Below are 25309 nucleotides of genomic sequence, written 5' to 3' on the forward strand. Positions count from 1 at the left end.
TGCAAAGTCAACGTCTTGCCGTTGACCAATTGCTTGCCCATATAGGGAGAAAGCCAGACATGGAGAAGATGATGCAGAGCCGAAATAAGATCATGGACGATATTTCACAGCTTATGACCAACGCTATGGGCGTGGCCCAAGGCGCTAAGGATGAAGCAGAAACTGCGATGAAGAGCCTGATGGACCGCTGGTTGGCAGATCGCGATTTTGTGACCCGCGAAGAGTTTGACGCTGTCCGTGCGATGGCCCAGAAGGCGCGCGAAGAAAATGAAGCCCTGAATGCTCGCTTGGCGGCGCTTGAAGCCAACAAAGACTGAACGCCCGCCTATGCGAACCGGTGCAACAGTTTGACACTGGTCTGGGCTAGGAAATGGGTGATCCCGTGTTGGATGGGGTCACAATCCAAATGACATTGGACAAGCTGAGGCGCTGAGACCTGCCTGATGGTCCCAATATAGAATGGCCTGTATCTTGCGGTGATATGCCATTCATCCACAACTTATTGCAGTTATCCCCAAAATAAGGGTTGCCAGAGTGCCCCTTGAACTCCACCATATCTGGTATGGATACGGGGAATAACCCCGGTCAATTGTGCAATCAGCTAGCAACTGTGGACTTATGGACCAGCATAGCTAGAGATAAAGTGAGGTGGCACCATGACCCTTTCCGAGCATCCTCTGGAAGACGAAGTTCATCCAATCGACATCGTAGAACATATCGCCACTGACCGCGATTGGGAATTTGACCGCATTGGCGACGATCAGATCGCCATGGCGGTTGAGGCACAATGGCGCACTTACTCGCTGACCCTGGCCTGGTCAGGCTATGACGAAACCCTGCGTATGGTGTGCAGCTTTGAAATGGAGCCGCCTGAAGGCAAGGTTCCCAAGCTTTACGAACTAATCAATCGCATGAATGACCAGTGTTGGGCCGGCGCCTTTACCTATTGGCCAGAGCAAAAACTGATGGTCTATCGCTATGGGCTGGTGCTGACCGGGGGGCAGGTGGCTGGTTCAGGCCAGATAGACGCCTTGATCAACACCGCCGTGAACAGCGCCGAACGGTACTACCCTGCCATCCAATTGATGGTTTGGGGGGATCGTTCCCCAGAAGAAGCAATGCAGGTGGCCATTGCAGAGGCTTATGGCCGCGCGTAACACTCTTCTCTGAAAGACGACGCAGGGAAGGGCGAGCAGATGGATATGGCAGATATTGCAGCGCGGGGGCTGGTTTTACTAGGCTGCGGTAAGATGGGGTCAGCGATGCTGGCGGGTTGGCTGGAAGGTGGACTGCCTGCTGCCTCCGTTTCCGTCATTGACCCGTACCCGTCTGACTGGCTGCAAGAGTCCGGTGTTCACATTAATCAGCCTCTGCCAGAAACTCCGGCAATTGTGTTGATTGCCGTTAAGCCGCAGATGATGGGTGAAGCACTGCCCAATCTGCAACTGCTGGGAGGTGGCGACACGCTGTTTATCTCGGTGGCTGCGGGCACCTCAATTGCCACCTACGAGGATATTCTGGGCGCAAATACACCGTTGGTGCGGGCTATGCCCAACACACCCGCCGCGATCAGCCGTGGCATCACTGCAATTGTTGGCAATGCCCGTGCAAGTGCTGCAGATCTGGACAGCGCGGAATTGTTATTGTCCGCAGTAGGGCAGGTGGTGCGGTTGGACAGTGAAACGCAGATGGATGCTGTAACCGGCGTGAGCGGCTCTGGTCCGGCCTATGTATTTCATTTGATAGAAACCATGGCAGCAGCAGGCGAGGCCCAGGGGTTGCCGGCGGAATTGGCCATGCAATTGGCCAAGGCCACTGTTGCCGGGGCAGGCGCCCTTGCTGAGGCATCCGAGGAGAGCCCCAGCCAACTGCGCGTGAACGTCACCAGTCCAAATGGCACGACCCAAGCCGCGCTTGAGGTGTTGATGGACAAAACATCTGGGTTTCCGACACTTCTAGAATCCGCTGTTGGCGCTGCAACCAACCGATCCAAGGAGCTTTCTCGTGACTGAAATTACGTTTGATGATTTTCTGAAAGTCGACGTGCGGGTTGGCGAGGTCATCCGTGCCGAGCCCTACCCCGAGGCGCGCAAGCCTGCAATTAAGCTGTGGATCGATTTTGGTGGCGACATTGGCGAGAAAAAAACCTCGGCCCAGATCACCACGCATTACCAGCCCGAGACACTTGTGGGGAAGCAGGTCATGGCCGTGGTGAATTTTCCGCCCCGTCAGATCGGAAAGTTCATGTCAGAGGTCCTGGTGCTGGGATTGCCAGACGAGAGCGGTGAAATTCGCCTGATTGGTCCTGATGGCGCTGTGCCATTGGGCGGTAGGATGCACTGATGCGGGTCTTGATAGCACGGCCAATGACGGCAGAGGTGGAAGCCCGCGCACGGTCAGAATTTGATGTCGAGATCCGCACCAATACGTCGGTGATGTCGAGGGCTGAAATGCTGCGTGCCTTGGCAGAGTTTGACGTTGTCGTGCCCACCTTGGGGGATGCGTTCGACGCGGGGGTGTTTTCTCAGGTTCCTGAGCCCCGCTGCAAGCTGCTGGCCAACTTTGGAGTTGGGTATAATCACATCGATGTGGGGGCTGCGATGGCTGCGGGTGTCGAGGTAACCAACACCCCCGGCGCTGTAACGGATGCCACCGCTGATATTGCGATGACCCTGATGCTGATGTCAGCCCGTCGCGCCGGCGAGGGCGAGCGTTTGGTGCGCTCGGGGCAATGGCAGGGCTGGCACCCCACCCAGATGTTAGGGCTGCACCTGAGCGGCAAGCATGTGGGAGTTGTTGGTATGGGACGTATTGGCCAAGCCATCGCCCGGCGCTGCCATTTTGGGTTTGGCATGCAGGTGAGCTATATCGCCCGCAGCGCCAAGCAGCTGGATTTTGAGGCCCACCATGCGGGTGATTTGACAAAGATGGCGGCTGAAGTGGATGTGCTGGTGGTGGCTGTTCCGGGCGGGGCTGAGACCCATCACCTGATTGACGCCGGGATACTGGCAGCCATGAGGCATTCGTCGCATCTGATCAATATTGCGCGGGGCGAAGTGGTGGATGAGGCGGCGTTAATTGCCGCGTTGCAAACTGGGCAGATCGCGGGTGCTGGTTTGGATGTCTATGAGTTTGAACCCAAGGTGCCGCAGGCGCTGATGGATTTGGATAACGTTACTCTGCTCCCACATCTGGGCACCGCGACTGAAGAAGTGCGTAGCAATATGGGCCATATGGCTTTGGACAACGTCGCGGCTTTTGTCGCCGGGCAGGCGTTGCCAAATCCAGTTGGAACCTAGGTGCTGAGCCGGTCTGAAAATGGCTTTGGGCTGAGTTACTGTTCCGGGTTTTCAGCGGCGAGATCACCGACGGCCTCGCGCCAGTGGCGGCGACACAGCGAGACATAGGTTTCGTTGCCGCCAATTTGCACCTGGGCACCCTCTGTGATGGCATGTCCGCTGTCATCTTGACGGATCACCATAGTGGCCTTGCGCCCGCAGGGGCAAATGGTGCGGACTTCGCGCATTTCGTCTGCCAGTGCCAGCAGTGCCGCCGATCCGGGGAACAACTGACCCTGAAAGTCGACCCGCAACCCATAGCATAACACCGGCAATTTCAGATCGTCGACAACACGGGCCAGTTGCCAGACCTGAGCATTGGTAAGGAACTGGGCTTCGTCAACAAAAACACAGGCCAGCTTGCCCTGTTTCAGGCGGGCATCGACCATGGCAAAAAGATCGTCTTCATCGGCAAACATATCAGCCTCGGCGGTGATACCAATACGCGAGGCGATACGTCCGCTGCCTGCCCGATCATCAATCTGAGCAGTCAGGAGATAGGTGTCCATGTTGTTTTCGCGGTAATTGTGCGAGGCCTGCAATAGAACCGTCGACTTGCCCGCGTTCATGGTGGAGTAATTGAAGTATAGTTTTGCCATGCTGCTGATGTAACCGCTGGCAGCAGGGGGGGGAACCACAAATTCGGGTGCTGTTAAAATTTATGCCCAAGGCAATGTGCGTCAAAATATAGCGCTGTCTGTTTGCTTACCCAAACCGGGTGGAACAACCCTGGGGATGGACGGAACAAGACAAAACAGACAGCGCTACTAGGTCGCAAAAACGACCCAGGATCAGGTAACTCACTCACTCCCTGTCCCTGTTGGGTACCTAGGTGGTTAAATTCCACCATTGCACTCTTTAAAAATCCCTGAAAACCTGAGGGATAGCAAAGGTATCGCATTTAGCATAGAAGACCATAATGGGAAAAAGATCGGGCGGTTCCCCTTGGGGCGCCGGACCGCAAGCCGGGAATATATTAATGGCGGAAATTGGCACTTATCTAAAAAAACATACTGAGGCCCTGGTCAAGGATGTCGGCATTGAAGCTGCCTGCCAGATCACCGGTAAATCCAAGGCTACACTGGGCCGGTATTACTCTGATAATGCCGAACATGCTGACCGGTTCATGCCTGTGGACGCAGTTGCCAAGCTGGAAGAATCCTCTTCTTATCCGCATGTGACATCGGCATTGGCGGATCTAAAGAAGATCTCTTTGTCCTATGATGACCGCAAGCCCAATGCGCCCAGCACCGGTGGGGTGAACGCGGATGTCATCGCCCTGAGCCAGCGATTCGCCATGTTGATGAGCGAGTATCAATCGGCGATGGAGGACGGCATTATCACAGTCAATGAAGCCAAGCGCCTGCTGCGAGAGACTGTAAATTTGCAACACGTCCTGATCGACATGAAGCTACATCTGGAAGAAGAAAGCGGCTGAGGTTTTTCTCTGATCGCTTTACCCAAGCTAACATTTTTCAGTACCGATAAGAAAACCACCCGCGATCGGATGATGCATTCCAAGTTGTGCGATCTAATTTGAAAAAGTGGCAGTGTTTTATTGGTTGCTCTACCTCTGGTGGGGCCAAATTTTTGTTAGAGTGCGGAAAGGAGCGGTTCGTTGTGTGTCGCAGCAATGATTGCTGTGCGGACGATGCTCCTGTTGGATATTTCGCCACTCATTTCCATTAGCTGCTTGGTGGCCTAGGAAGACAATAGATATCGCGGCTTATCCCATCAGGGAAGGCTTCGCGCGCTATTTTGTGACCACCTAGTGACACCACAAGAGATTTCGCTGCTGTGTTCTCGTCATTCATATGTGTCTGAACAAGACCCCACTTCAGCTCGTCGTACCCATAACCGATTGCCGCCACTGACGCCTCTCTTGCAATCCCTTTTCTGCGCCAGTGAGGACCGATCCACCACGTCAGTTCGGGGCGCGGCCAACCTGTGGGCCATGCAAAACCGGCGCTGCCAATAACGTCACCACTATTTCTGTGCACGATGGTCCACTGACCGTAGCCACGAAGGAGCCAATGACCACTGTCTCTGGCAAGCCTGCCCCAAGCGGCAAGCGGACCAATCGGGCCGCCGTAAAAATGAGACGCGTCGCCATCGCCAAAGAACTCAGCATAGGCGTCGAAGTCGCTTTCATTGGGGGCGCGGAGCAAAAGACGTTCCGTCTGAAGATGCGGGATCTGAACCATGTCAACTTTCCTGATCGGCAGCAGCGGGCAACCCCACCATCAAAACGGAGATTAGCTGGACCGAAAAGAAAATTGCAAGACGGGCTCATAACCGCCAGAGACTTCCCAGCAGGATGTAACAACAGGCCGTCTGCAGCACGAATTGCGCCACGGATTTGACGAGCGCGGCTCCTACCACCGGAAATTTCACCGAAGGATCTAGGCGTTGCGACGCAGGATCACCGACCCAACAGAATAGCCGGCACCAAACGAACAGATCAGTCCTAAATCGCCGACACTCAAGTCATTGGAATTCTGCGAGAAGGCGATGATCGAGCCGGCCGAGGATGTATTGGCATAGTCCTGCAGGATATTAGGCTGTTCACCATCTTCCGGTGTGCGACCTAATACCTTTTTGCCAATGAAATCATTCATCGCCTTGTTTGCCTGATGTAGCCACAGACGTTTCAGATCGGTGTTGGCAATCTCGTTGTCGGCCATGTGGTCCGCAATGTGCTTGCTCACCATCGGTAGCACTTCTTTGAACACCTTGCGGCCGTTTTGCATGAACTGCATGTCGCGGCGATCCTTGACCCCATCTGGACGCGAGCGGCGCAAGTAGCCGTTGTTGTTGCGGATGTTGTTCGAAAACTGGGTGGCACAGCGGGTCGACAGGATCTCGAAATGCGGCCCCTGCGCATCTTCCTTGCGTTCAATCAGGGTGGCAGTGGCCACGTCGCCAAAAATGAAGTGGCAATCCCGATCACGCCACTCCAGATGGCCCGAGCAGATCTCGGGGTTGACCACCAGCGCCGCGCGCACCGAACCCGAGCGCACCATATCCGCCGCCGCCTGAATGCCAAAGGTGGCTGACGAACAGGCGACATTCATGTCAAAGGCAAAGCCGGGACAACCCAAGAGCTGCTGAATTTCTATTGCGACTGCTGGATAGGCGCGTTCCAGATTTGACGCGGCACAGATCACCAAATCCACATCCGCTGCCGTGCGTCCAGCCTGTTCCAGTGCTTTCTTCGCCGCGTCCAGCGCCATTTCAGCCATGATCGACGGCTCGTCATCCTCACGCTGGCGCAGCTTTGGATGCATGACATCGGGATCTAACACGCCTGACTTGTCCATGACGTAACGCTGTTCAATGCCCGATGCCTTGAGAATGAACTCCTCAGACGAATGCGCCAGTGGTTCAATCTCACCCGCCTCAATCGCCCCAGCATTCTGGGTGTTCGTCTTATCGGCAAAGGCGTTGAAGGCTTTCACCAGTTCGGCGTTGGTGATGATCTGAGAGGGGGTGAAAACCCCGGTGCCGGTGATGGCAGGAGTATACATGAGCTGGAACTCTGGCTGGTTCAAAGTGCCTGCAATTTGGTCATTTTCGGGGAGCGAGGTCAATAGATGACCTAGGGTTCAACAGGGTAGGCAGCCGGGGCGGAGCCCCGGACCCCGAGGAATTTATAACAAACGGAAGGTAGGGGGGCAGTAAAACCGCCCCGCTAAGGATTTAACCTTGAAGCGATTTCACCTCAACTTCACCCTCAGCCTGTGCCTTGATTGCCAAGGCGGCAGCGTTGGCACCAGCGGCGGTGGTGAAATAGGGGATCTTGTCGTACAGGGCGACGGACCGCATGTCTTTGCTGTCCTCAACCGCCTGCGCGCCTTCGGTGGTGTTCATCAGCAGCTGCACATGGCCGTCTTTTAGCAGGTCAACCACGTGGGGGCGGCCTTCATAAACCTTGTTGACCAGCTCACAGGCAACGCCGTGGCCGCTCAGCCAGCTTTGGGTGCCGCGGGTGGCCAGCAGGGTAAAGCCCTGTTCGACCAGAACCTGCGCCGCTTCCAGCATCAGGGCACCCTTGTCAGCATCCTTGATCGACACAAAGGCCTGACCGGAGGACGGCAGCACCATTCCAGCGCCCATTTGCGCCTTCAGAAAGGCGCGTGGGAAGTCGCGGTCCCAGCCCATGACTTCACCGGTGGAGCGCATTTCTGGCCCCAGGATGGTGTCAACGCCGGGGAAGCGAGCGAAAGGCAGCACTGCCTCTTTCACCGAGAACCAGGGCATGTTGGGATCGGCCAGTGTCATCGGATCACCCAGTGGCAACACGTCGTCATATTTGGCGTCAGCCTTATATGGCTCGCGCATCGGGAAGTTGCTGAGCGGCTCGCCGGCCATGACACGCGCCGCAATCGAAGCGATGGCGCTGTCTGTGGCCTTGGCGACAAACGGCACGGTGCGGCTGGCGCGCGGGTTCACTTCGATCAGGTAGATCACGCCGTCTTTGATGGCGAACTGGATGTTCATCAGGCCAACAACGTTCAACCCTTTGGCCAAAGCATAGGTTTGTTCTTTGATTTCTGTCAGGATTTCGTCTGACAGAGAGTAGGGGGGCAGCGAACAGGCACTATCGCCCGAGTGCACACCAGCCTCTTCGATGTGCTGCATGATGCCAGCGACGTGCACGTCCTTGCCGTCACAGATCGCATCCACGTCTAGTTCCACCGCGCCGGACAGGTAGCTGTCGAGCAAAACAGGGCTGTCGCCGGACACCACAACCGCCTCAGCGATGTAGCGTTCCAGCTGGGCCATGTCGCGGACGATTTCCATCGCGCGGCCACCCAGCACATAAGACGGGCGGATCACCAGTGGGAAGCCGATTTCACCAGCAATTTCCAGCGCTTCCTCGTCAGTCGAGGCAATGCCGTTGGTTGGCTGTTTCAGGCCCAATTCATTGACCAGCGCCTGGAACCGCTCGCGGTCTTCGGCCAGGTCAATTGCGTCAGGTGTGGTGCCAAGGATTGGAATGCCTTCGGCCTCTAGCGCGTTGGCGAGTTTCAGCGGGGTCTGACCGCCAAACTGAACAATCACACCATGCAGGGTGCCGTTTTGCTTTTCGGTCTCCAGAATTTCCATGACGTGTTCAAACGTCAGCGGCTCAAAATACAACCGGTCCGAAGTGTCATAGTCGGTCGACACGGTTTCCGGGTTGCAGTTGACCATGATGGTCTCGTACCCAGCATCGGTCAGCGCATAACAGGCGTGACAGCAGCAGTAGTCAAATTCAATCCCTTGGCCGATCCGGTTTGGACCGCCACCCAGAATAACCACTTTCTTGCGGTCACTTGGGCGGGCCTCACATTCCGCCTCGCCCATCATTGGGGCTTCGTAGGTGGAATACATGTACGGCGTTTGCGCCTCGAATTCAGCTGCGCAGGTGTCGATGCGTTTGAATACGGCAGTAACACCCAAGGCACGGCGGGATTTGCGCACGTCGGTTTCGGTTGCTTCTGTCAGGTTGGCAAGACGCGCATCGGTAAAGCCGAGCATCTTCAGATTACGAATGCCGCGCTCGTCAGTGGGCAACCCATTGGCGCGCACTTCGGCCTCTGCCTCGATAATCTCGCGGATGCGGGCTAGGAACCAAGGGTCAAACATGGTGACGCCGTGGATCTCATCATCCGTCAACCCATGGCGCATCGCCTGCGCAATGGTGCGCATGCGGTCTGGGGTTTGCATGCCGATTGCTTTGATCACGGCGGCTTTGTCAGCGCTTGCATCTTCCCACAGCCCGACTGAAACACCGGGAATGTCGACTTCATCAAACCCAGTCAGGTCAGATTCCATCGACGCCAGCGCCTTTTGCAAGCTTTCGTGGATGGTGCGGCCGATTGCCATGGTCTCACCAACCGACTTCATCGCGGTGGTCAGATAGGGCACGGAACCGGGGAATTTCTCAAATGCGAACTTTGGGATCTTGGTGACAACATAGTCGATGCTCGGCTCAAAACTGGCCGGTGTCACCTTGGTGATGTCATTGTCCAGCTCGTCCAGAGTATATCCGACGGCCAGTTTTGCGGCGATCTTGGCAATCGGGAAGCCGGTCGCCTTGGACGCCAGCGCAGAAGAACGGCTGACCCGTGGGTTCATTTCAATCACAACCATTCGGCCGTCGGCAGGGTTTACCGCCCACTGAACGTTCGATCCGCCAGTTTCCACGCCGATTTCGCGCAGAACATTGACCGAATGGGTCCGCATGATCTGGTATTCTTTGTCGGTCAAGGTCAGCGCCGGGGCAACTGTGATCGAATCACCGGTGTGCACGCCCATTGGGTCGATGTTCTCGATGGCGCAGACGATGATGGCGTTGTCAGCCTTGTCGCGCACAACCTCCATCTCAAATTCTTTCCAGCCCAGCAAGCTCTCGTCGACCAGGATCTGGTTCACCGGAGAGGCGTCCATGCCAGTGCGGCAGAAGTGGACATAGTCGTCGCGGTTATAGGCGACACCGCCGCCAGTTCCGCCCATGGTGAATGCAGGGCGGATGATGGCCGGTAACCCGATGTCTTCCAAAGATTCGAGGGCAATGCGCACACCCTCATCCAGGTCAGCCTTGCCGTCGTCCAGTTTGGGGGCGGTGACGATTGTGGCGCGCGGGTTTTCAATGCCCAAGCGATCCATCGCTTCGCGGAACAGCTTGCGATCTTCTGCCATTTCAATAGCATCGCGGGTGGCACCGATCATCTCGACGTCAAATTTCTCCAGCACGCCCATCTCTTCCAGCGCCAGCGAAGTGTTCAACCCGGTCTGGCCGCCCATGGTCGGCAGCAGCGCGTCAGGGCGCTCTTTCTCGATGATCTTGGCAACCACTTCGGGGGTGATTGGCTCGATATAAGTAGCGTCTGCCAGACCGGGATCGGTCATGATTGTGGCGGGGTTCGAGTTGACCAGAATAACCCGGTATCCCTCTTCGCGCAGCGCCTTACAGGCCTGTGCGCCGGAGTAGTCAAATTCGCAGGCTTGGCCAATAACAATGGGCCCCGCACCAATGATCATGATCGATTGGATGTCGGTTCTTTTTGGCATGGCCATGTTCCTTCGATGTGCGCGAGTCGAGAGCGCCCCCAAGCGCCCAAATTGTCCTGCGTTATAGGCCCCGCGCGGAAAGGTGCAAGGGGGATCGCAAATAGGTTCTAAATTGCCGCAACCATCCCTTTCGTGCGTTATGCGAACATCTATATGACGTGGTAACAGACCAATGGGATGGAACTAAGTGCGTATCACCTTTGATCAAGGGCCCATGGGGGCGGGGACCGTGTTCGCTGACCCGGGAAGGATCATTCGAGCGGATGACGCCGATTCGGTGCCTGCCGCACTTGCGGCACTGGATGCGGTACGTGCGGATGGGTGTTGGGTGGCAGGTTATGCCTCCTACGAGCTTGGCTATGCGCTGGAACCCAAGTTGACGCCCTTGATGCCGACCGACCGACGGCTGCCCCTGATCTGCTTTGGCGTCTATGTCCCTCCGGTCGCACAGGCGCAGATGTCACCGGGCAAGCTGGGGCTTCGCAATCTAGCCCCTCGCTGGGATTTTGCTCGCTATACTTCGGCCTTTGCACAGGTCAATCAAGATATCGGGGCTGGCGACATATATCAGGCCAACCTGACCTTCCCGTTGGATGCGGATTTGCAGGGTAACAGCCGCGATCTTTATACCACGCTGGCTGAGTTGCAGCCCGTGGGACACGGCGCGCTGGTCGAACAGGCCAATCTGCCAGATCTGCTCTCACGCTCGCCGGAACTGTTTTTCCGAACAGATGCAAATGGTGTGATCGAAACTCGTCCCATGAAGGGCACCCAGCCGCGCAGTGACGATCCGGTAGAAGATGCTGTCCTTCGTGAATTTCTGCAACGTGATGAAAAGAACCGTGCTGAAAACCTGATGATCGTAGATCTGCTGCGCAATGACATCAGTCGCGTGGCAAAAATCGGCACTGTGCATGTGCCGGAACTGTTTGCCGTCGAAAGCTATGCCACTGTCCATCAGATGGTTTCGACTGTGCGCGCCCAGTTGAACGACGATGCTGGGCTGGGTGACATTTTTCGGGCGCTATTCCCCTGTGGATCTATCACCGGTGCGCCGAAAATCCGTGCGATGGAGGTCCTGCGCGGGCTGGAGCCTTGGCCGAGAGACATCTATTGCGGTTCTATCGGTTGGGCTGCACCTGATGGGCGGTCTTGCTTTAACGTCGCGATCCGTACGTTGCTGGTTGAAAATCACAAGGCGGTGCTGAATGTCGGCGGTGGAGTGGTCTGGGATAGCACAGCTGAATCCGAATATGAGGAAGCCGTATGGAAGACCAGATTTGCACAACCTCTGACCAAGACTTTCGCCTGATCGAAACCTTTGGCTATGTTCCAGGCCAGGGAGTTGCACGCGCATCCCTGCATGTGCAGCGGTTGCAGGCCTCGGCTGCGGCGCTGGGCTTTGAATTTGATTTGAATTCGGTGTTGCAGCGGCTGAATGGTATCTCTGCGAATGTGGCGTTGCGCTGTCGGCTGACCCTTGGCCGGGCTGGGGATCTGGATCTGGAAACCGCCCCGATGCCTGCCCCGATGGATCTGATGCGATTTGTGATTTCCCAGGAACGGCTCGATTCTGAAACTGCTTTGTTGCGTCACAAAACCACTCTGCGAGACCAATTTGACCGGGCAAGGGCCGCGCTGCCCGAGGGCGTGGGCGAAGCGGTTTTTCTGAATGAACGTGACGAGGTGTGTGAAGGGGCTATCTCCAACGTTTTAATCGTCACACCGGACGGGGACCACCTCACGCCACCGCTTAGTTCGGGGTGTTTGCCCGGTGTCTACCGCCAAAATCAGTTGGAACTGGGGATGTTGCGCGAGGCAGTCCTGACACTGTCAGACCTAAAGGGGGCAGGCCGTATCGAACTGGTCAACGCGCTGCGCGGGGCAACGCAGGCCATTTGGGCACCAGAATGCAGTCATTTCGCCCAGTTTGCTTGACAACCGGGCCGCAACCCTGTGTATCGGCCCGGACGAATTCCGCGCTTTGCTGCGCCGATACCGAGTGACGAAAGGTCAAACCATGCACGCCTATCGCAGCCATACCTGCGCCGCCCTGACTGCCGCCAATGTTGGCGAGACTGTTCGCCTGTCTGGCTGGGTCCATCGTGTCCGCGATCACGGCGGCTTGTTGTTCATCGATCTGCGCGATCACTACGGCATCACGCAGGTCATGGCCGATCCCGACAGTCCGGTGTTTGCCGAGCTGGAAAAAGTGCGCTCAGAGTGGTGCATCAAGATTGAAGGCAACGTGTTGGCCCGGGATGAGAGCCTGATCAATAAGGCGATCCCGACCGGCGAAATCGAAGTTTTTATTCGCGATATTGAGGTTCTGGGCCAGTCCGAAGAACTGCCATTGATGGTCTTTGGCGATCAGGAATACCCAGAAGAAACCCGCCTGAAGTACCGCTATCTGGATCTGCGCCGCGAGGCGATGCAGACCAACATGAAGCTGCGTTCGGATGTTGTGACCTCGATGCGCAAGCGCATGTGGGAAAAAGACTTCCGCGAGTATCAGACACCGATCATCACTGCGTCCTCGCCAGAAGGCGCGCGTGATTTTCTGGTTCCATCGCGTTTGCACCCTGGCAAATTCTACGCTCTGCCACAGGCCCCTCAGCAGTTTAAACAGCTGATGATGGTTGCTGGCTTCGACAAGTATTTCCAGATCGCACCGTGTTTCCGCGACGAAGATCCGCGCGCCGACCGGTCGCCAACCGATTTCTACCAGCTCGACCTAGAGATGTCCTTTGTTGAGCAGCAGGACGTGTTCGACACCATCCAGCCTGTTCTGCAAGGCGTGTTCGAAGAGTTCGGCGGAGGCCGCAAGGTAGACCAGGAATGGCCGCAGATCTCGTACAAGGATGCGGCGCTGTGGTATGGCTCGGACAAGCCTGACCTGCGGAACCCGATCAAGATGCAAGTGGTCTCGGATCACTTCCGTGGGTCCGGTTTTGCGATCTTTGCCAGCTTGCTGGAAAACGAAGGCACCGAAGTGCGTGCCATTCCAGCCCCCGGTGGCGGTGGCCGCAAGTTCTGTGACCGCATGAACAAATTCGCCCAAGGCGAAGGTCTGCCGGGCATGGGCTATATCTTCTGGCGCAAACAGTCGCCGGACTCGATTGCGCAGGAACGTGGCATCACCGTCAAAGAGGTGAACGCGCTGGTCAAATCCGGCGAGATCACTCTGGGTAACGAAGCCGCCGGTCCGCTAGCCAAAAACATCGGCCCCGAGCGCACCGAGGCGATCCGTCAGCAGCTGGGTCTGGACGTGGGCGATGCGGCCTTCTTCTTGGGTGGTAAACCTAAGGCGTTCGAAGCCGTTGCTGGCCGCGCCCGTACCGTTATTGGTGACGAACTGGGTCTGACTGACAAGGACCGCTTTGCCTTTGCTTGGATCGTAGATTTCCCGATCTACGAAGCAGACGAAGAAACCGGCAAGATTGATTTCGAGCACAACCCGTTCTCGATGCCGCAGGGTGGCATGGACGCGCTGCTGGGCGATCCGCTCAAGGTGCTGGGTTATCAGTATGATCTGGCCTGTAACGGCTATGAACTAGTGTCGGGTGCGATCCGGAACCACCGTCCTGAAATCATGTTCAAGGCGTTTGAAATCGCTGGCTACGGCAAAGACGAAGTCGAAAAGCGCTTTGGCGGTATGGTCAATGCGTTCCAGTACGGTGCCCCGCCACACGGTGGCTGTGCCGCTGGTGTTGACCGTATCGTGATGCTGCTGGCAGACGAGGCCAACATCCGCGAAGTGGTGATGTTCCCAATGAACCAGCGCGCCGAAGATCTGATGATGAACGCCCCAAGTGATCCAACTTCGGATCAGCTGATGGAGCTGGGACTGCGGGTGATCCCACAAGATCAGTAACTTACGGCACTGTTAGAACTAGAATTCAAAGGCCCGGGAAATTCCCGGGCCTTTTTCGTGAGCAAAAAGAAGCCTGCTGAAGAAAAAGCGACGGAATTCCAGTTGGGGCACGTATAATAAGGGAAGATCCACTTTGAAGCGATCAGAGCCGGGTTAGAAGTGCGAAATCGCCTGGGGGTAAGATCATGGCATTTACACCAGAGTTGGCAGAGATTCGATTTGGGTGCGGATTGTCACCCGTTCTGCCCGCGAAAGACGCTGTCGAAGATATTTTGCAGCACTTGGCTGGACCAGATCACATGGCCACCGCCTACCCAATTGATAGCTCCGACAGCTTGATGCCGTACTTGTCCGAACTCAATGCATTGCGCCGCAAGCGCAGAAAAGCGCAGGGGACTGATGCTTTTGAGGAATTGAACAAGACGTACAAGGCGATGCGCAGGCATGAGCGCGCCAATTGGGCGCGCTGGTTTAGCCACGTTGTTCTGCGTCATAGTCAAACCAGGGATGGCTTCCGTGAGCGACTGACGCTGTTTTGGGCCGACCACTTTACAGCCATTGGCAAAGGCAGCTTGAGTCGCCAGATGAATGCGCCCTATGTGGAAACAGCGATTAGACCACATTTGACAGGCCGATTTTCTGAGTTGTTGGTTGCAGCTGTCACCCATCCACTCATGTTGAGCTATTTGGATCAAAACCGATCAGTTGGCCCCGGTAGTCGCGCCGCGCAGCGCGCAGGTAAACCAATAGGGTTGAATGAAAATCTGGCCCGTGAAGTCTTGGAATTGCACACACTTGGGGTGGATGGTCCATACAGTCAGCAAGATGTTCGACAACTGGCAGAGCTCTTTACGGGGCTGAAGAGCAATTTCAAAAAGGGGTTTCAGTTCCGTCCTAATTTGGCCGAACCGGGACATGAGACAATTCTGGGAAAGCAATATGGAGGTGGTCCCGCACGGTTGACCCAAATTCATGCCGTGTTGCATGACCTTTCCGTGCACCCTGCAACGGCTGCCCACATCGCCCGCAAACTGGTGGTGCATTTTGTAGAGGACACCCCAGACCCCGCCCTGGTTGACCATGTTGCAGCCCGGTTTCGCGACACCGGCGGCAATTTGGAGCAGGTCTATGCTGCGCTGTTGGAACATCCCGCTGCCTGGGTGTCAGAGTTGCGCAATGTAAAGCCACCATTGGATTTTGTTACAAGTGCCTGCCGCGCATTGGCGGTGCGCCCGGAAAAGTTGCAAGAGGGTTTTCCACAAAATGTCGTCAGTCATCTGATCAAACCGATGACCATGATGGGGCAGAAGTGGGAGACTCCGCTGGGTCCGGATGGCTGGCCGGAAGAGGATGACGCTTGGATAACGCCTCAGAGTTTGGCGGCCCGGATCCGCTGGGCCATGTTGGCGCCACAGCATCTCGTCGATCTCTTACCGCCACCTGAAACCTTTGTCATGACCAGTCTTGGTTCCTTTGCCACAGGCCCGGTCCAGTTTGCTGCGGGTGCTGCAGAAACCCAATCCGAAGCAATCGGGCTGGTCTTGTCCTCGCCCGCATTTCAGCGCCGCTAACAGGAGGCATGATATGACCCTGACCCGACGCCATTTTTTGACCCGTTCTGCCGCTATCGGGTGTTCAGCCGCCGCGAGCCCGTTGCTGACGCCGGTTAGTTTTGCTGCTGCCCCTTGGGACACGCGACTGGTGGTGATCATTCTGCGCGGTGGACTAGATGCTTTGGATATGGTGCAGCCCTATGGTGACCCTGCCTATGCGGGGTTGCGAAACAAGCTGGCCGGGGGGCCCCTGAAGGGGGGCTTGGATCTGGATGGGTTCTTTTCTTTGCACTCTGAACTGTCTCGGTTGATGCCGCTTTGGAAAGCAGGTGAGTTGGGGTTTGTTCATGCGGTTTCCACGCCATATCGAAACAGGCGTAGCCATTTCGATGGTCAAGATTTGCTGGAGGCCGGCAGCATGGGATTAGGGCAGGTGTCTGATGGCTGGTTGAACCGAATGTTACAGCACATGGGAGGGGTAGAGAGCCGGACTGCATTTGCCATCGGTCAGGGTGAGATGAAGCTGCTGAACGGAGGAGCACCGGTTTCGGAATGGGGTCCGGATGCGGCGCTCATTCTCAGTCCACAGGCTGAATTACTGGCAGAGCAATTGATGCAGGGTGATCCGTTGTTCCAGTCGGCTTTGGCCGAAGCCCTGGCCCTGTCTCAGGGTGGGGTGGGGCAGCAGGATTTTGAAGGTGATGACAGTTCCATGATGGAAATGACCATGCCATTACCCACTCGCGGTAAAACCCATCAAAAGATAGCAGAATACGCAGCTGAAAGGCTTCGCAACGAGACCCGGGTTGCCGCATTTTCGATCAACGGATGGGATACGCACTCACGACAAGCTGCGGGGCTCAAAGCCGGATTTGGCCGGTTGTCGGATTGCATTTTGGCGTTGCGAGATGGCGTAGGCCCAGCGGTGTGGAACAAGACAGCGGTTCTGGCGATGACTGAATTTGGCCGCACTGTGCGTGAAAACGGGACTGAGGGCACAGACCATGGCACCGGGGGGGCGATGTTACTGGCGGGTGGCGCCATTCATGGCGGCAAGGTCCACGGCCGTTGGCCCGGATTGGCAGAGGCCGATCTATTTGACCGCCGCGACCTTATGCCGACCGCCGATGTGCGCGGGCAGGCGGCCTGGGTCCTGCAGGGGTTGATTGGGGTTGGCCGGGAAACGCTGGAGCAGGAGGTATTTCCTGGGCTGGACATGGGAGAAGATCCGGGGCTTCTTTTGTGAGCGGCTAAATTTGACAGCTTCCTTCCCCAAAGCCCCTAACCGAAGGAACTCTAAATGTTCGATCCTGTAGCAGAGAGCTTTAGATCTGCGATCTGGAAGCTCAGGTCCAGATCTTACTGAACCCATCAAACGGCGCTTTGCTCAACTGGAACTTTGACCACTAAAACATGCGTGAGCAGGGCGGTTCGGCTGAGATCTGTCAAGCAACAGTCATGCGACGTATATGCTAGCTGTCCTGCGACAAAATGAGCAGAGATTCGGATCTGTACTGATAGCTGTTGGTCCGATTGCGGCGGATTTCGCGCGCCGCATGCCGGGCCTGACCATATAACACAATGACCAGGGTAACACCTGTGATCAGAACAGCCTCCAGCATATCAAATGGCCAACCTCTGGTTCATGCGCTCTTGTACCAGCCCAGCAATGCGTGCAGCTTCGGCGTTGACCGGACTGCCTGAAGACAAGGCGTGCGACAGCCCGCTTGCGGCGTCGGCAAGTGGGTTATCCCCAACACTGCGGGCAACGCCACCCAAAAACTGCGCAACGTAGTTCAGGATTTTCTCTTCATGCGAGTCGCTCAGCACATCGGCGACATGGGCCATGTCGTCTTGAAAGGCGAGCCGATCTGGGTGGATGACTTCATCCTGCAGTTCGCGTGGACCCATGGGTTGACGATCGGCCGGCAGGCGCGACAGGATTGCCTCTTGGAAAGTGGCAAGTGAGGTCACGGGTTTGGCCAGAAATCCATCTGCACCAGCGGCAAGTGTGGCGTCTTGACCAGTATCATCGCCAGAAGTGCCAAGTACAACGCTGACCCGTGGGCTGGCGGCGACGGCTTCTTCAATGAGATCTACACCAGATCCATCCGGCAGGCCCAGATCAACAATCAGCACCGAGGGTCGATAGACTTGTAAATGCCGACGCGCGGATTTCAAACAGTCTGCTCTGCGTATTCTGGCGCCACTGCGCAGACATAGCAGTCGCATGGCCTCGCAGGCATAGCGGCTGTCCTCGACCACCAGAATGGTCAGCCCCAACAGGGGGCGCCGTGAGGTGGGTTGGCAGTGTGCGGCGGCAAACAGGTCCGAATCGTCCATAACTCTTGCTCCTTTCGGCAATGGACATGACGCTAGGAAATCGAGGCTAATTCTGGGTTAACGCAGCGCGTGGTCTTGCCATATGAAAAATTCCGGCGCGGTACTGGGCGCATTCGCGCACTTGCTCCATACGGCGACAGCCCGCATAACCGCACCACCAAACCAAACAGGAGAAGCGATGATGATCGGCCGGTTAAATCATGTGGCCATTGCGGTGCCCGACCTAGAGGCATCGATAGCGCAATACCGTGACACCCTTGGGGCTGTTGTGGGGGCGCCACAGGACGAGCCAGACCATGGTGTGACCGTGGTGTTCATTGAATTGCCCAATACCAAGATCGAACTGCTATACCCCTTGGGCGACAGCTCGCCGATCACTGGATTTCTTGAAAAAAATCCAGCTGGCGGCATCCATCATATCTGCTACGAGGTCGATGATATCTTGCAGGCCCGTGATCATCTATTGGCGCAGGGCGCACGAGTTCTGGGGACAGGTGAACCAAAGATTGGCGCACATGGCAAACCGGTGTTGTTCTTGCATCCCAAGGATTTCAACGGCTGCCTGGTGGAACTGGAACAGGTTTGACACTACTTTGGTCTGGTCCCGCATTTGCGGGGCAGGCCGTATATGGAGACGCGCGACATGGCAATTACATCAGCATTGGTGCTTTATGCAGTGATCTGGTTCCTGAGCTTCCTGGTGATCATTCCGATCCGCCTGGAAACCCAGGGCGATAAAGGCAAAGTGGTGCCCGGCACACACTCCAGTGCGCCAGAAAATCACTACCTGAAACAAAAAGCGATTATCACAACCGTGGTTGCGGCGGTGTTGTGGGCCGTGATTGCCGGAATCATCCTGTCCGAGGTGATCAGCATCAATGATTTCGACTGGCTGGATGTCTACCCGGACCCACAGTGATCGTTCGGGTTAAACCACCAAGCTGAGCAACAGGTAGCTGGCCAACCCAAACATGGCCAGCAAGCTCAGGCTCATAAAAAAACCTCGAAGATTATCCCGACCGGCAATGTAGCTGTAGGTGTATCCCAAGCGGGCGATGGCAAAGCCAATCAACCAGACCTGCGCCGCCAGCGTGGATGGGGATGTGACGGTAAATAGTGCCGCCAGCAGGCAAAAATAGACAGTATTCTCAGTGGTGTTTCGATGGGCATTGTGGCGACGTTCCAATTCCTGCAGTCCAACCGCCGAGGCGTTCTGCGGGTCGACCCCACTTTTTGCCCATTCTTCTGGGGTGGCATACAGAGTGTGTTTTAAACGGGTTAGCTCCGTTGTTGTCATCAACCAAGCATGATTGATGACAAGCAGAACACTGGCAATAATCAGTGCCGAAACGATCTCAATTGATGGCATCGAAACCGTGATGCGCCCAATACCAAAGACCAGCGTGTTTATGGCAAGACCGATAATCAGGAGGCCAAACGGGTACCCTATGATGATCAGCGCGATCTGGCGTTTGTCCCGTTTTGGCTTGTCCATGTTACCTGTCCAATATGTGTTTGGCACCAATCTCTGAAAGTTGCGGAGGAGGTCACCCCCGCCGATTGAGCGCGTGAAATATATGCGTGAAAGTGGCGGCACCAAGGATCGGGATCACCAGGTTGATCAGCGGAATGGACAGGGGCATGGCCATCAGCGTGCCAGCCATCCAAATGGTGCCGGCGTGTTTACGGCGTAGCTTTTTGGCTTCGGGCAAGCCAATACGCCGTGCTGCAGCAAGGGTGAAATACTCTCGCCCCAGCAAGAACCCGTTCATGCCCCAGAAAATGAACACCGCTGCGGGTGGAAATATTACATAGAGGATGAGCGCCAACACGTTGGCCGTGATCAACACACCAAGAAAGTTCACAGTGTCCTTTGCTGACTCCCACAATGGTGCCTTTCTGACATGGGGCAAATGCGGGAAATGTTTATCCTCAACCGCCTGCGCCACCTCGTCCAGGAACATTGATGTAATGGCCGAGGCCACCGGGACCATCAGAAACACCGACAGGATCAGCATGAAAATCAGTGAACCAATCGACATCAGGTCGTCCAACCAACGCACCTCACCCAGCACAGGCACGGTTGCATCAGGCCCCACCAACCACTGGATCAAGACCAGAAAACAGGCGTAGGCCGCGACCAAAAGGGCCAGTGTCAGACCAATACCAAGGGCGAGGACACGGCGGAACCTAGGATCGCCCGTCTGAGCTATGGCTTTGAAGAAGGCATCAAAAATCATTGGGTCATCCAGGTTGTCTTGGCGTTCAGATCCGGCCGTGGCCGCTCGGGCGGGATCGGACCCTGGGTTGCGATATGGATTAACCCGGCGATGCGCTCATTGTCCGCTAGATCAAACGCCGCTTTGCAGAACTCAGGATCATGGCTGACCCAGCCGGATAGCCAATTGGCCCCCCAGCCTGCTGCAAGGGCCGCATTCAACAAGGCCAAGCAGACTGCCCCGGCAGAATAGGTTTGTTCAAGGGCAGGAACTTTGGCGCTGGGGGTTTGCACCTCCACCACAACAACGGCCAGGTGGCCCAACTCAAACTGGCTGCGCCCTTTGGCGATATCTTCCGGGCTTTTGCCCAGCCGGTGCCCAGCCTGACTGGTCAGATCAGCCAGTCGTGCCATGGCACCTTTTTCCACGACGATAAATCGCCAGGGCTCCAGCTTACCATGATCCGGGGTGCGGGCGGCTGCGGTTAGCAGGGGCTCTAACTCGGCACGGTTCGGGGCAGGTGCGACAAGTGTTTTGGCAGGGCGTGACCGGCGTGTCAGTAGAAAATCCAGCGCGGCGTCGTTTTGGAGAGGCATATGTAAAACCTTGTTACATCGAATGGCTTCCATTTCGGCAGCCCGGGCAGGAAATTCAAGGTTAAAAGCACGGATGGTCCAGTATTTGCCCGGATCTGCTTCATCTAGCTATAAATATCCCCGCCGGAGGCATAAAATCCATGGAAATCCGTCGCCGTACAGTTCAACACTGCCACAATGGGCAAACCAAAGAAAAAACACCTGCCTGACCTGAGCCATCTGGCTCAGCCCGGAATGGAGATCCTGGTGCGGGTCACCCCTAAGGCATCACGAAACGGGATTGAGCTTGGCAAAGACGGCCTGCGGGTCCGGGTGACTGTTGTACCAGAAAACGGTAAAGCCAACGAAGCGGTGCGAACCCTGCTTGCAACGGCAATGGGGGTCGCACCTAGGCATCTTACTTTGAAACGCGGGCAGGGTGCGCGCGAAAAGCTGTTTGTCTATTCAGTGGCATCACGCAGCTGATACACCCCTTCGGGAAGGTCTAGTGCAACTGAAAGGTCGCGTAGCTGGTCCAGCGATAGGGTTATCAGCTGTACCCGATCCGTGCGTGGGTCGTATTGCTCGATAGTGACACATTCAGCAAAGGAATTGATGGTGATATCTTCTTGCAAAGGCGCGGTGCCTTCGTCCAAGAGGGTGATCACGGTGGCGTCAAACTCATGTTCTATGGTAAACATAATCCCAGCTTGCCGTGAGACAGTCCCTCTGGCAAGGCTTTGTAGCATCACAGTATCTTTAACTGATGTGGGATAAGGATTGACTGGGTGCAATTGATCTCAGTGCTGATAGGTCTTTAGTATCAACTTGAATTGCCCAAGGGATTTTTATGCGCCGCCTTTTGTTACTGCTTCTTTTTGCCCTTGGTGGATGTGAAGTTTATACCCCTCCTTTCCCCGGGGAAAAGGTGCGCAGTGGCGAGTCAGCTAAGAATTTAGGAGACATGACGCCACATGAAGTGGGGACCGCATTTGCCACTGTGGCCCGTCAGGTTGACTATGCGGCCGAACAGGAATGCCGAGCCCGAACCAAAGGGGTGAATTGTGATTTTCTGATCCAAATCGACCGCAACCCTGATGCGCCAGCCAATGCCTATCAAAGTCTTTCGCGCTCCGGTCGCCCGGTGATTACCTTTACGCGTGCCATGCTGGCAGATCTTGAAAACCGTGACGAGCTGGCCTTTGTGATGTCACATGAGGCCGCGCACCATATTCGTGGTCATCTACGGCGGCAGCACGAGAACGCGGTGTCCGGCGCAATCATCTTTGCTGGATTGGCAACTGCAGCGGGCGCCAGCGCCGGAGAAATCGCCGAAGCGCAAGATCTGGGCGCTCTGGTTGGTGCCCGTAGCTATTCCAAAGAGTTTGAACTGGAGGCGGATGAACTGGGCACCATCATAACCCATCAATCTGGCTATTCGCCCAGCATTGGTGTGTTGTTCTTCAACCGTTTGCCAGACCCGGGAGACCGGTTTCTGGGCACCCACCCTTCCAACCATGACAGGGTCAAGGTTGTGCACCGCACCATCGCTCTAACACCAGGTCTGAATTAACTGATGACACAGATGACACCACCAGAACCGCAGTTGGTACAGCTGGGCGTGATCCTGACGGATCGTGGTTCTCGGTACGCCGTATCCGGCGCCACGGTCACTTCGCGCGCCGAAATTGATGCCGTGCTGGCGCGGCTGAAACACGACAAGGCTTACGCCAAGGCCAGCCATAACACCTGGGCGGCACTTCTTCCCACTGGCGGGCTCAAGGCCGACGACGGTGAAAGCGGCGCTGGTATGGTTATTCTGCGCATGTTGGAGCGGTCCGAGTTGAAAGATCATGTGGTTATTGTCACCCGCTGGTATGGGGGCAAGAAACTGGGGGGTGATCGGTTCCGACGGGTCCAGGATGCCGTTCGGGCCTATTTGTCGGATCAGGGGTTTGCGGAATAAGGCTCTTTGCTGTTTTGACTTGCATCAATGCAAAGCACGACGGCGCCATCTATTCAGATCGGTATTGGATCAGATCAGGAGATAGCCGTGCCCGACCTTGCCACTCTGAAAAAACACGCAGCCCTGTTTGATGACATGGGCACCGCAACGGGACTGGACCTGCAACAACAAGCGATTGATGGCGCACTGGCGCTGGACGAGGTGTCCGAGGCGGTGCTGAGGTGCACCAAATGCGCCCATCCCGGCCAGTGTGGCAAGTTGCTGGCCACAGATAGTATCGCTTCGATTTCTCCGCCGGACTATTGCCGCAACCGTGACCTGTTGGACTACCTGCATGAGCAAACCATTTGAGCAGAGGAGCCGGAGGTATGCAGATATTGGGCGACCCTCTGTATCATCTACGTCTGCTGGGCCGCATGGGTCACACAGTTGGTGCTGATCTGGTGCAGGCCTTTGAGGCCGGTAAAATCGACAACGAAACCTGGACCCAAATGATCACAAATTGTCGTGGTTGTCCCTATCCACAAAAATGCCATGCCTGGCTGGACGCGACTGAACAAGCCGCGGCACCTCCGTCTGGGTGCTGCAATGCAGAGTCATTGCACCAGCTTCGCGATGCCGCAAAAAAGGACCTAGGTAAATGAAAGACGGAAACACCAAGCCCATACCCGCCGGAGATATCTACCGGCACATGTGGCTGACGAGTTCCGTAGCCAAGGCCGTTGGTGTTGATCTTGGGGCTGCCCGGGCCGAGGGCACGCTAGCCGCTTCAGACTACAGCCGCATGTTGACCAACTGCCGCAACGCTGGCTGCGACAAAAGCTGCGCGTTATGGCTGTCGCAACAGAATGGCCCCTCCAGTTCCGCGCCTGAGTTCTGCGTCAACGGGGCCTTGCTCACGCAGTTAAAGCGTTAGGTCAGGCCCTTCATTCCTGTCGCGCCGCCCCTTAGCCCAACGGGTTAAAGCTTAGAGTGACTGCCGTCACAAAGCGGCGCCTTGCCGGTGTGTTTACATCCACAAAAGAACAGCTTTTTGCTGGCTTCGGCGGTGTATTGAACGGGTCCAAAGGGGCTGCCGTTGTGGGACCCATCACAAAAGGGCTGTTTCTTGGACATACCGCAAGCGCACCAGAAATAGATCTTCCCCTCTGTGACCTCGACGGCAAAGGGGGCTTTTTGAGCGATATTTGGGGGTGTTGACATGGCTTGCGGTTCTCCCAAAGGGGTTGCGTTCCCCCAAGACGTGATCCGCAAGGGCCACAGGTCAAGCCGACCGCTTGTATCCCCGGCACCACCGCGCCAGTCTGGCGGTATGAAATACTTTTTGAACCGACTGAAATACCGCATCCTCTGGAGCTGGTCCGGCTGCCGTGATGCCTGGATCAACGAACACAGCTTTCGCACATGGGTCTGGGCCAATCTGGCCTCAGCCGGGTTTGCCCTGTGGCTACCGCTGGAAACCGGAGAGCGCGCGCTAATCCTGGCACTGGGCATGCTGGTGCTGGCAGCCGAGCTGTTTAACACCGCGATTGAGCGGGCGGTGGATTACATATCGCAAGAGCAACACCCGCTGGCCGGGCAGGCCAAGGATGCAGGCAGTGCCGGGGTGTTTGTGACTGCGGTTGCCGTTGGGGTTGCTTGGGTGGTGGTGTTGGTGGGGTTGGTTTGAGGGATTTTGCATTTTATTTGCAATTCAGTCAGTCCAACATGCTGGGGTGTAAACCTACACTCGTGGCGTTTTGTGGTCTTGGTTTAACACTACTGCGTGCTCACTCGACTCGTTTTAGAGTCAGGTCTGTCTGAAAACAGGCATAGTTCCAGAAAACGCAGATTGTTGTAGTGCGTCGGGTTAACGTAGTTATTGACCTCATTGTGCATGAAGTCTGTGTAGTCTCTATACACCTCACGACGATTGTGCTGATCACTGCGCGGTAGTCCAAAATGTACAGCGACGCGGCTATCCCAAATGGGCTAAACACTTGGGGCGAGGAAATGGAGCATTTTTGAGGTTCCAACCCAAGAATTGTTTAGGGGTGGTTCCTTTGGCAGGCCTCCTTCTCGGATTTTTTGAATGGAGATTTCGTTTAAACAGTGTGATTTCAGGATTGTTGGCATCCAACCGTAGACTGCATGTGCCAAAACGCATACTTCCGACTGCTCATGAACATTCTCACCAAAAGAAAGCAACGCGCTGTAGCTTTCATTGTAACTTTTGGAATTTGTCTTATTGGCTTCCCACTTGGCAACAAACGGGCCTAGGTCTATTGGGCGAAACATGCTGAACTTTCAAAGGGTAAAGAGATCTATCTTGCTGGTCGCAACAAGTGGCTTTAAATCGCAAAGCGCAAGTGTTTTTGAGTTGAGATAGCCGATTTTATCGGA

The 25309-nt window shown here is 55.9% G+C and carries 31 protein-coding genes; 20 read left to right on the forward strand and 11 right to left on the reverse strand.

The features are described 5' to 3' along the window. Window positions 1-71 precede the first annotated feature (71 nt). The 5 genes from GO984_RS09385 to GO984_RS09405 all read left to right on the forward strand — a co-directional run bounded on the left by GO984_RS09385 (window position 72) and on the right by GO984_RS09405 (window position 3299). On the forward strand, window positions 72-317 hold the full coding sequence (locus tag GO984_RS09385; RefSeq protein ID WP_157022556.1) for an accessory factor UbiK family protein: 246 nt from the start codon (window positions 72-74) through the stop codon (window positions 315-317). Window positions 318-656: 339 nt separating this feature from the next. Continuing rightward, on the forward strand, window positions 657-1157 hold the full coding sequence (locus GO984_RS09390; RefSeq protein WP_157022280.1) for a type III secretion system chaperone family protein: 501 nt from the start codon (window positions 657-659) through the stop codon (window positions 1155-1157). Between the two features lie 39 nt (window positions 1158-1196). After that, entirely contained in the window at window positions 1197-2012 is an 816-nt protein-coding gene (gene proC / locus GO984_RS09395) for a pyrroline-5-carboxylate reductase (protein WP_157022281.1), read from the forward strand. Continuing rightward, on the forward strand, window positions 2005-2343 hold the full coding sequence (locus GO984_RS09400) for a tRNA-binding protein (protein WP_167740280.1): 339 nt from the start codon (window positions 2005-2007) through the stop codon (window positions 2341-2343). The genes proC and GO984_RS09400 overlap by 8 nt, the downstream gene beginning before the upstream one ends. After that, on the forward strand, window positions 2343-3299 hold the full coding sequence (locus tag GO984_RS09405) for a 2-hydroxyacid dehydrogenase (protein WP_157022282.1): 957 nt from the start codon (window positions 2343-2345) through the stop codon (window positions 3297-3299). Before GO984_RS09400 ends, GO984_RS09405 begins: the two co-directional genes overlap by 1 nt. A 35-nt stretch (window positions 3300-3334) precedes the next feature. Here the strand turns inward: GO984_RS09405 and GO984_RS09410 are convergent, their stop codons facing one another. Further along, window positions 3335-3937 carry a thymidine kinase gene (locus tag GO984_RS09410; protein WP_157022283.1) on the reverse strand — a complete coding sequence of 201 codons (603 nt, stop codon included), beginning with the start codon at window positions 3935-3937 and terminating at the stop codon, window positions 3335-3337. 380 nt (window positions 3938-4317) lie between these two features. Between GO984_RS09410 and GO984_RS09415 the strand changes: the two genes are divergently transcribed. Further along, window positions 4318-4776 (forward strand): hypothetical protein, encoded by a 459-nt coding sequence (locus GO984_RS09415; protein WP_157022284.1) that lies wholly within the window; start codon window positions 4318-4320, stop codon window positions 4774-4776. Between the two features lie 247 nt (window positions 4777-5023). Here GO984_RS09415 and GO984_RS09420 read toward each other — a convergent pair whose 3' ends face one another. From GO984_RS09420 to carB, 3 genes are all read right to left on the reverse strand, one after another. After that, on the reverse strand, window positions 5024-5542 hold the full coding sequence (locus GO984_RS09420; RefSeq protein ID WP_157022285.1) for a GNAT family N-acetyltransferase: 519 nt from the start codon (window positions 5540-5542) through the stop codon (window positions 5024-5026). A gap of 198 nt (window positions 5543-5740) precedes the next feature. Continuing rightward, window positions 5741-6865 (reverse strand): beta-ketoacyl-ACP synthase III, encoded by a 1125-nt coding sequence (locus tag GO984_RS09425; protein WP_157022286.1) that lies wholly within the window; start codon window positions 6863-6865, stop codon window positions 5741-5743. A gap of 172 nt (window positions 6866-7037) precedes the next feature. Next, the gene (carB, locus tag GO984_RS09430) at window positions 7038-10397 is read right to left on the reverse strand and encodes a carbamoyl-phosphate synthase large subunit (protein WP_157022287.1); all 3360 of its coding nucleotides are present in this window, start codon (window positions 10395-10397) and stop codon (window positions 7038-7040) included. Window positions 10398-10584: 187 nt separating this feature from the next. Between carB and GO984_RS09435 the strand changes: the two genes are divergently transcribed. The 5 genes from GO984_RS09435 to GO984_RS09455 all read left to right on the forward strand — a co-directional run bounded on the left by GO984_RS09435 (window position 10585) and on the right by GO984_RS09455 (window position 17070). After that, a complete protein-coding gene (locus GO984_RS09435; RefSeq protein ID WP_167740281.1) occupies window positions 10585-11709 on the forward strand; it encodes an aminodeoxychorismate synthase component I in 1125 nt (374 codons plus the stop codon). Next, complete coding sequence (locus tag GO984_RS09440; protein WP_157022288.1) at window positions 11664-12335, forward strand: aminotransferase class IV family protein; 672 nt, start codon at window positions 11664-11666, stop codon at window positions 12333-12335. Before GO984_RS09435 ends, GO984_RS09440 begins: the two co-directional genes overlap by 46 nt. A gap of 82 nt (window positions 12336-12417) precedes the next feature. Then, entirely contained in the window at window positions 12418-14271 is a 1854-nt protein-coding gene (gene aspS, locus GO984_RS09445) for an aspartate--tRNA ligase (protein WP_157022559.1), read from the forward strand. 185 nt (window positions 14272-14456) lie between these two features. Next, on the forward strand, window positions 14457-15842 hold the full coding sequence (locus GO984_RS09450) for a DUF1800 domain-containing protein (RefSeq protein ID WP_157022289.1): 1386 nt from the start codon (window positions 14457-14459) through the stop codon (window positions 15840-15842). Window positions 15843-15855: 13 nt separating this feature from the next. Further along, window positions 15856-17070, forward strand: coding sequence for a DUF1501 domain-containing protein (locus tag GO984_RS09455; RefSeq protein ID WP_157022290.1), 1215 nt, complete (start codon window positions 15856-15858; stop codon window positions 17068-17070). Between the two features lie 226 nt (window positions 17071-17296). Here the strand turns inward: GO984_RS09455 and GO984_RS23350 are convergent, their stop codons facing one another. Both GO984_RS23350 and GO984_RS09460 read right to left on the reverse strand, forming a co-directional pair. Next, window positions 17297-17446: a hypothetical protein gene (locus GO984_RS23350; RefSeq protein WP_167740282.1), complete on the reverse strand. Its 150-nt coding sequence runs from the start codon at window positions 17444-17446 to the stop codon at window positions 17297-17299. A 1-nt stretch (window position 17447) separates the two neighbouring features. Then, a complete protein-coding gene (locus tag GO984_RS09460; protein WP_157022291.1) occupies window positions 17448-18167 on the reverse strand; it encodes a response regulator in 720 nt (239 codons plus the stop codon). 181 nt (window positions 18168-18348) lie between these two features. Between GO984_RS09460 and mce the strand changes: the two genes are divergently transcribed. Beyond that, entirely contained in the window at window positions 18349-18753 is a 405-nt protein-coding gene (gene mce, locus GO984_RS09465) for a methylmalonyl-CoA epimerase (RefSeq protein ID WP_157022560.1), read from the forward strand. A 57-nt stretch (window positions 18754-18810) separates the two neighbouring features. Next, the gene (locus tag GO984_RS09470) at window positions 18811-19086 is read left to right on the forward strand and encodes a DUF1467 family protein (protein ID WP_138162490.1); all 276 of its coding nucleotides are present in this window, start codon (window positions 18811-18813) and stop codon (window positions 19084-19086) included. Between the two features lie 9 nt (window positions 19087-19095). Here GO984_RS09470 and GO984_RS09475 read toward each other — a convergent pair whose 3' ends face one another. From GO984_RS09475 to GO984_RS09485, 3 genes are read right to left on the reverse strand one after another with little or no spacing between them, the layout of a single operon-like run. Beyond that, window positions 19096-19662 carry an MAPEG family protein gene (locus tag GO984_RS09475; RefSeq protein ID WP_157022292.1) on the reverse strand — a complete coding sequence of 189 codons (567 nt, stop codon included), beginning with the start codon at window positions 19660-19662 and terminating at the stop codon, window positions 19096-19098. Window positions 19663-19714: 52 nt separating this feature from the next. Then, window positions 19715-20407, reverse strand: a complete 693-nt coding sequence (locus GO984_RS09480; RefSeq protein ID WP_157022293.1) for an EI24 domain-containing protein — start codon at window positions 20405-20407, stop codon at window positions 19715-19717. Continuing rightward, window positions 20404-20982, reverse strand: a complete 579-nt coding sequence (locus GO984_RS09485; protein ID WP_157022294.1) for a nitroreductase family protein — start codon at window positions 20980-20982, stop codon at window positions 20404-20406. Before GO984_RS09485 ends, GO984_RS09480 begins: the two co-directional genes overlap by 4 nt. Window positions 20983-21159: 177 nt before the next feature. Between GO984_RS09485 and GO984_RS09490 the strand changes: the two genes are divergently transcribed. Then, window positions 21160-21447, forward strand: a complete 288-nt coding sequence (locus GO984_RS09490) for a DUF167 domain-containing protein (protein WP_157022295.1) — start codon at window positions 21160-21162, stop codon at window positions 21445-21447. Here GO984_RS09490 and GO984_RS09495 read toward each other — a convergent pair. Beyond that, window positions 21423-21662, reverse strand: coding sequence for a hypothetical protein (locus GO984_RS09495; protein ID WP_138162615.1), 240 nt, complete (start codon window positions 21660-21662; stop codon window positions 21423-21425). The genes GO984_RS09490 and GO984_RS09495 overlap by 25 nt on opposite strands. A gap of 149 nt (window positions 21663-21811) precedes the next feature. On the opposite strand from GO984_RS09495, the gene GO984_RS09500 reads away from it, so the two are divergent. From GO984_RS09500 to GO984_RS09520, 5 genes are read left to right on the forward strand one after another with little or no spacing between them, the layout of a single operon-like run. After that, window positions 21812-22534 carry a M48 family metalloprotease gene (locus GO984_RS09500; protein ID WP_157022296.1) on the forward strand — a complete coding sequence of 241 codons (723 nt, stop codon included), beginning with the start codon at window positions 21812-21814 and terminating at the stop codon, window positions 22532-22534. A gap of 3 nt (window positions 22535-22537) precedes the next feature. Further along, the gene (locus tag GO984_RS09505; protein WP_209279396.1) at window positions 22538-22927 is read left to right on the forward strand and encodes a YigZ family protein; all 390 of its coding nucleotides are present in this window, start codon (window positions 22538-22540) and stop codon (window positions 22925-22927) included. A gap of 27 nt (window positions 22928-22954) precedes the next feature. Then, entirely contained in the window at window positions 22955-23278 is a 324-nt protein-coding gene (locus GO984_RS09510) for a DUF6455 family protein (protein ID WP_245231060.1), read from the forward strand. A gap of 17 nt (window positions 23279-23295) precedes the next feature. Continuing rightward, the gene (locus GO984_RS09515; RefSeq protein ID WP_157022297.1) at window positions 23296-23571 is read left to right on the forward strand and encodes a DUF6455 family protein; all 276 of its coding nucleotides are present in this window, start codon (window positions 23296-23298) and stop codon (window positions 23569-23571) included. Further along, window positions 23568-23843, forward strand: coding sequence for a DUF6455 family protein (locus GO984_RS09520; RefSeq protein ID WP_157022298.1), 276 nt, complete (start codon window positions 23568-23570; stop codon window positions 23841-23843). Before GO984_RS09515 ends, GO984_RS09520 begins: the two co-directional genes overlap by 4 nt. A gap of 44 nt (window positions 23844-23887) precedes the next feature. Here GO984_RS09520 and GO984_RS09525 read toward each other — a convergent pair whose 3' ends face one another. Beyond that, window positions 23888-24130, reverse strand: coding sequence for a CDGSH iron-sulfur domain-containing protein (locus GO984_RS09525; protein ID WP_138162482.1), 243 nt, complete (start codon window positions 24128-24130; stop codon window positions 23888-23890). On the opposite strand from GO984_RS09525, the gene GO984_RS09530 reads away from it, so the two are divergent. Further along, complete coding sequence (locus tag GO984_RS09530) at window positions 24129-24596, forward strand: diacylglycerol kinase (protein ID WP_342448072.1); 468 nt, start codon at window positions 24129-24131, stop codon at window positions 24594-24596. The genes GO984_RS09525 and GO984_RS09530 overlap by 2 nt on opposite strands. Window positions 24597-25309: the final 713 nt, after the last annotated feature.

Origin of the sequence: Parasedimentitalea huanghaiensis, from assembly GCF_009753675.1 — a bacterium.
Classification (GTDB): Bacteria; Pseudomonadota; Alphaproteobacteria; order Rhodobacterales; family Rhodobacteraceae; genus Parasedimentitalea; species Parasedimentitalea huanghaiensis.

What these genes read in the sequence shown, in the direction of transcription:
- GO984_RS09385 (WP_157022556.1), top strand. Translation starts at nt 72, where the DNA reads ATGCAGAGCCGAAATAAGATCATGGACGATATTTCACAGCTTATGACC.
- GO984_RS09390 (WP_157022280.1), top strand. Translation starts at nt 657, where the DNA reads ATGACCCTTTCCGAGCATCCTCTGGAAGACGAAGTTCATCCAATCGAC.
- proC (WP_157022281.1), top strand. Translation starts at nt 1,197, where the DNA reads ATGGATATGGCAGATATTGCAGCGCGGGGGCTGGTTTTACTAGGCTGC.
- GO984_RS09405 (WP_157022282.1), top strand. Translation starts at nt 2,343, where the DNA reads ATGCGGGTCTTGATAGCACGGCCAATGACGGCAGAGGTGGAAGCCCGC.
- GO984_RS09410 (WP_157022283.1), bottom strand. Translation starts at nt 3,937, where the DNA reads ATGGCAAAACTATACTTCAATTACTCCACCATGAACGCGGGCAAGTCG.
- GO984_RS09415 (WP_157022284.1), top strand. Translation starts at nt 4,318, where the DNA reads ATGGCGGAAATTGGCACTTATCTAAAAAAACATACTGAGGCCCTGGTC.
- GO984_RS09420 (WP_157022285.1), bottom strand. Translation starts at nt 5,542, where the DNA reads ATGGTTCAGATCCCGCATCTTCAGACGGAACGTCTTTTGCTCCGCGCC.
- GO984_RS09425 (WP_157022286.1), bottom strand. Translation starts at nt 6,865, where the DNA reads ATGTATACTCCTGCCATCACCGGCACCGGGGTTTTCACCCCCTCTCAG.
- carB (WP_157022287.1), bottom strand. Translation starts at nt 10,397, where the DNA reads ATGCCAAAAAGAACCGACATCCAATCGATCATGATCATTGGTGCGGGG.
- GO984_RS09440 (WP_157022288.1), top strand. Translation starts at nt 11,664, where the DNA reads ATGGAAGACCAGATTTGCACAACCTCTGACCAAGACTTTCGCCTGATC.
- aspS (WP_157022559.1), top strand. Translation starts at nt 12,418, where the DNA reads ATGCACGCCTATCGCAGCCATACCTGCGCCGCCCTGACTGCCGCCAAT.
- GO984_RS09450 (WP_157022289.1), top strand. Translation starts at nt 14,457, where the DNA reads ATGGCATTTACACCAGAGTTGGCAGAGATTCGATTTGGGTGCGGATTG.
- GO984_RS09455 (WP_157022290.1), top strand. Translation starts at nt 15,856, where the DNA reads ATGACCCTGACCCGACGCCATTTTTTGACCCGTTCTGCCGCTATCGGG.
- GO984_RS23350 (WP_167740282.1), bottom strand. Translation starts at nt 17,446, where the DNA reads ATGCTGGAGGCTGTTCTGATCACAGGTGTTACCCTGGTCATTGTGTTA.
- GO984_RS09460 (WP_157022291.1), bottom strand. Translation starts at nt 18,167, where the DNA reads ATGGACGATTCGGACCTGTTTGCCGCCGCACACTGCCAACCCACCTCA.
- mce (WP_157022560.1), top strand. Translation starts at nt 18,349, where the DNA reads ATGATCGGCCGGTTAAATCATGTGGCCATTGCGGTGCCCGACCTAGAG.
- GO984_RS09470 (WP_138162490.1), top strand. Translation starts at nt 18,811, where the DNA reads ATGGCAATTACATCAGCATTGGTGCTTTATGCAGTGATCTGGTTCCTG.
- GO984_RS09475 (WP_157022292.1), bottom strand. Translation starts at nt 19,662, where the DNA reads ATGGACAAGCCAAAACGGGACAAACGCCAGATCGCGCTGATCATCATA.
- GO984_RS09480 (WP_157022293.1), bottom strand. Translation starts at nt 20,407, where the DNA reads ATGATTTTTGATGCCTTCTTCAAAGCCATAGCTCAGACGGGCGATCCT.
- GO984_RS09485 (WP_157022294.1), bottom strand. Translation starts at nt 20,982, where the DNA reads ATGCCTCTCCAAAACGACGCCGCGCTGGATTTTCTACTGACACGCCGG.
- GO984_RS09490 (WP_157022295.1), top strand. Translation starts at nt 21,160, where the DNA reads ATGGGCAAACCAAAGAAAAAACACCTGCCTGACCTGAGCCATCTGGCT.
- GO984_RS09495 (WP_138162615.1), bottom strand. Translation starts at nt 21,662, where the DNA reads ATGTTTACCATAGAACATGAGTTTGACGCCACCGTGATCACCCTCTTG.
- GO984_RS09500 (WP_157022296.1), top strand. Translation starts at nt 21,812, where the DNA reads ATGCGCCGCCTTTTGTTACTGCTTCTTTTTGCCCTTGGTGGATGTGAA.
- GO984_RS09505 (WP_209279396.1), top strand. Translation starts at nt 22,538, where the DNA reads ATGACACAGATGACACCACCAGAACCGCAGTTGGTACAGCTGGGCGTG.
- GO984_RS09510 (WP_245231060.1), top strand. Translation starts at nt 22,955, where the DNA reads ATGCAAAGCACGACGGCGCCATCTATTCAGATCGGTATTGGATCAGAT.
- GO984_RS09515 (WP_157022297.1), top strand. Translation starts at nt 23,296, where the DNA reads ATGCAGATATTGGGCGACCCTCTGTATCATCTACGTCTGCTGGGCCGC.
- GO984_RS09520 (WP_157022298.1), top strand. Translation starts at nt 23,568, where the DNA reads ATGAAAGACGGAAACACCAAGCCCATACCCGCCGGAGATATCTACCGG.
- GO984_RS09530 (WP_342448072.1), top strand. Translation starts at nt 24,129, where the DNA reads ATGGCTTGCGGTTCTCCCAAAGGGGTTGCGTTCCCCCAAGACGTGATC.
- GO984_RS09525 (WP_138162482.1), bottom strand. Translation starts at nt 24,130, where the DNA reads ATGTCAACACCCCCAAATATCGCTCAAAAAGCCCCCTTTGCCGTCGAG.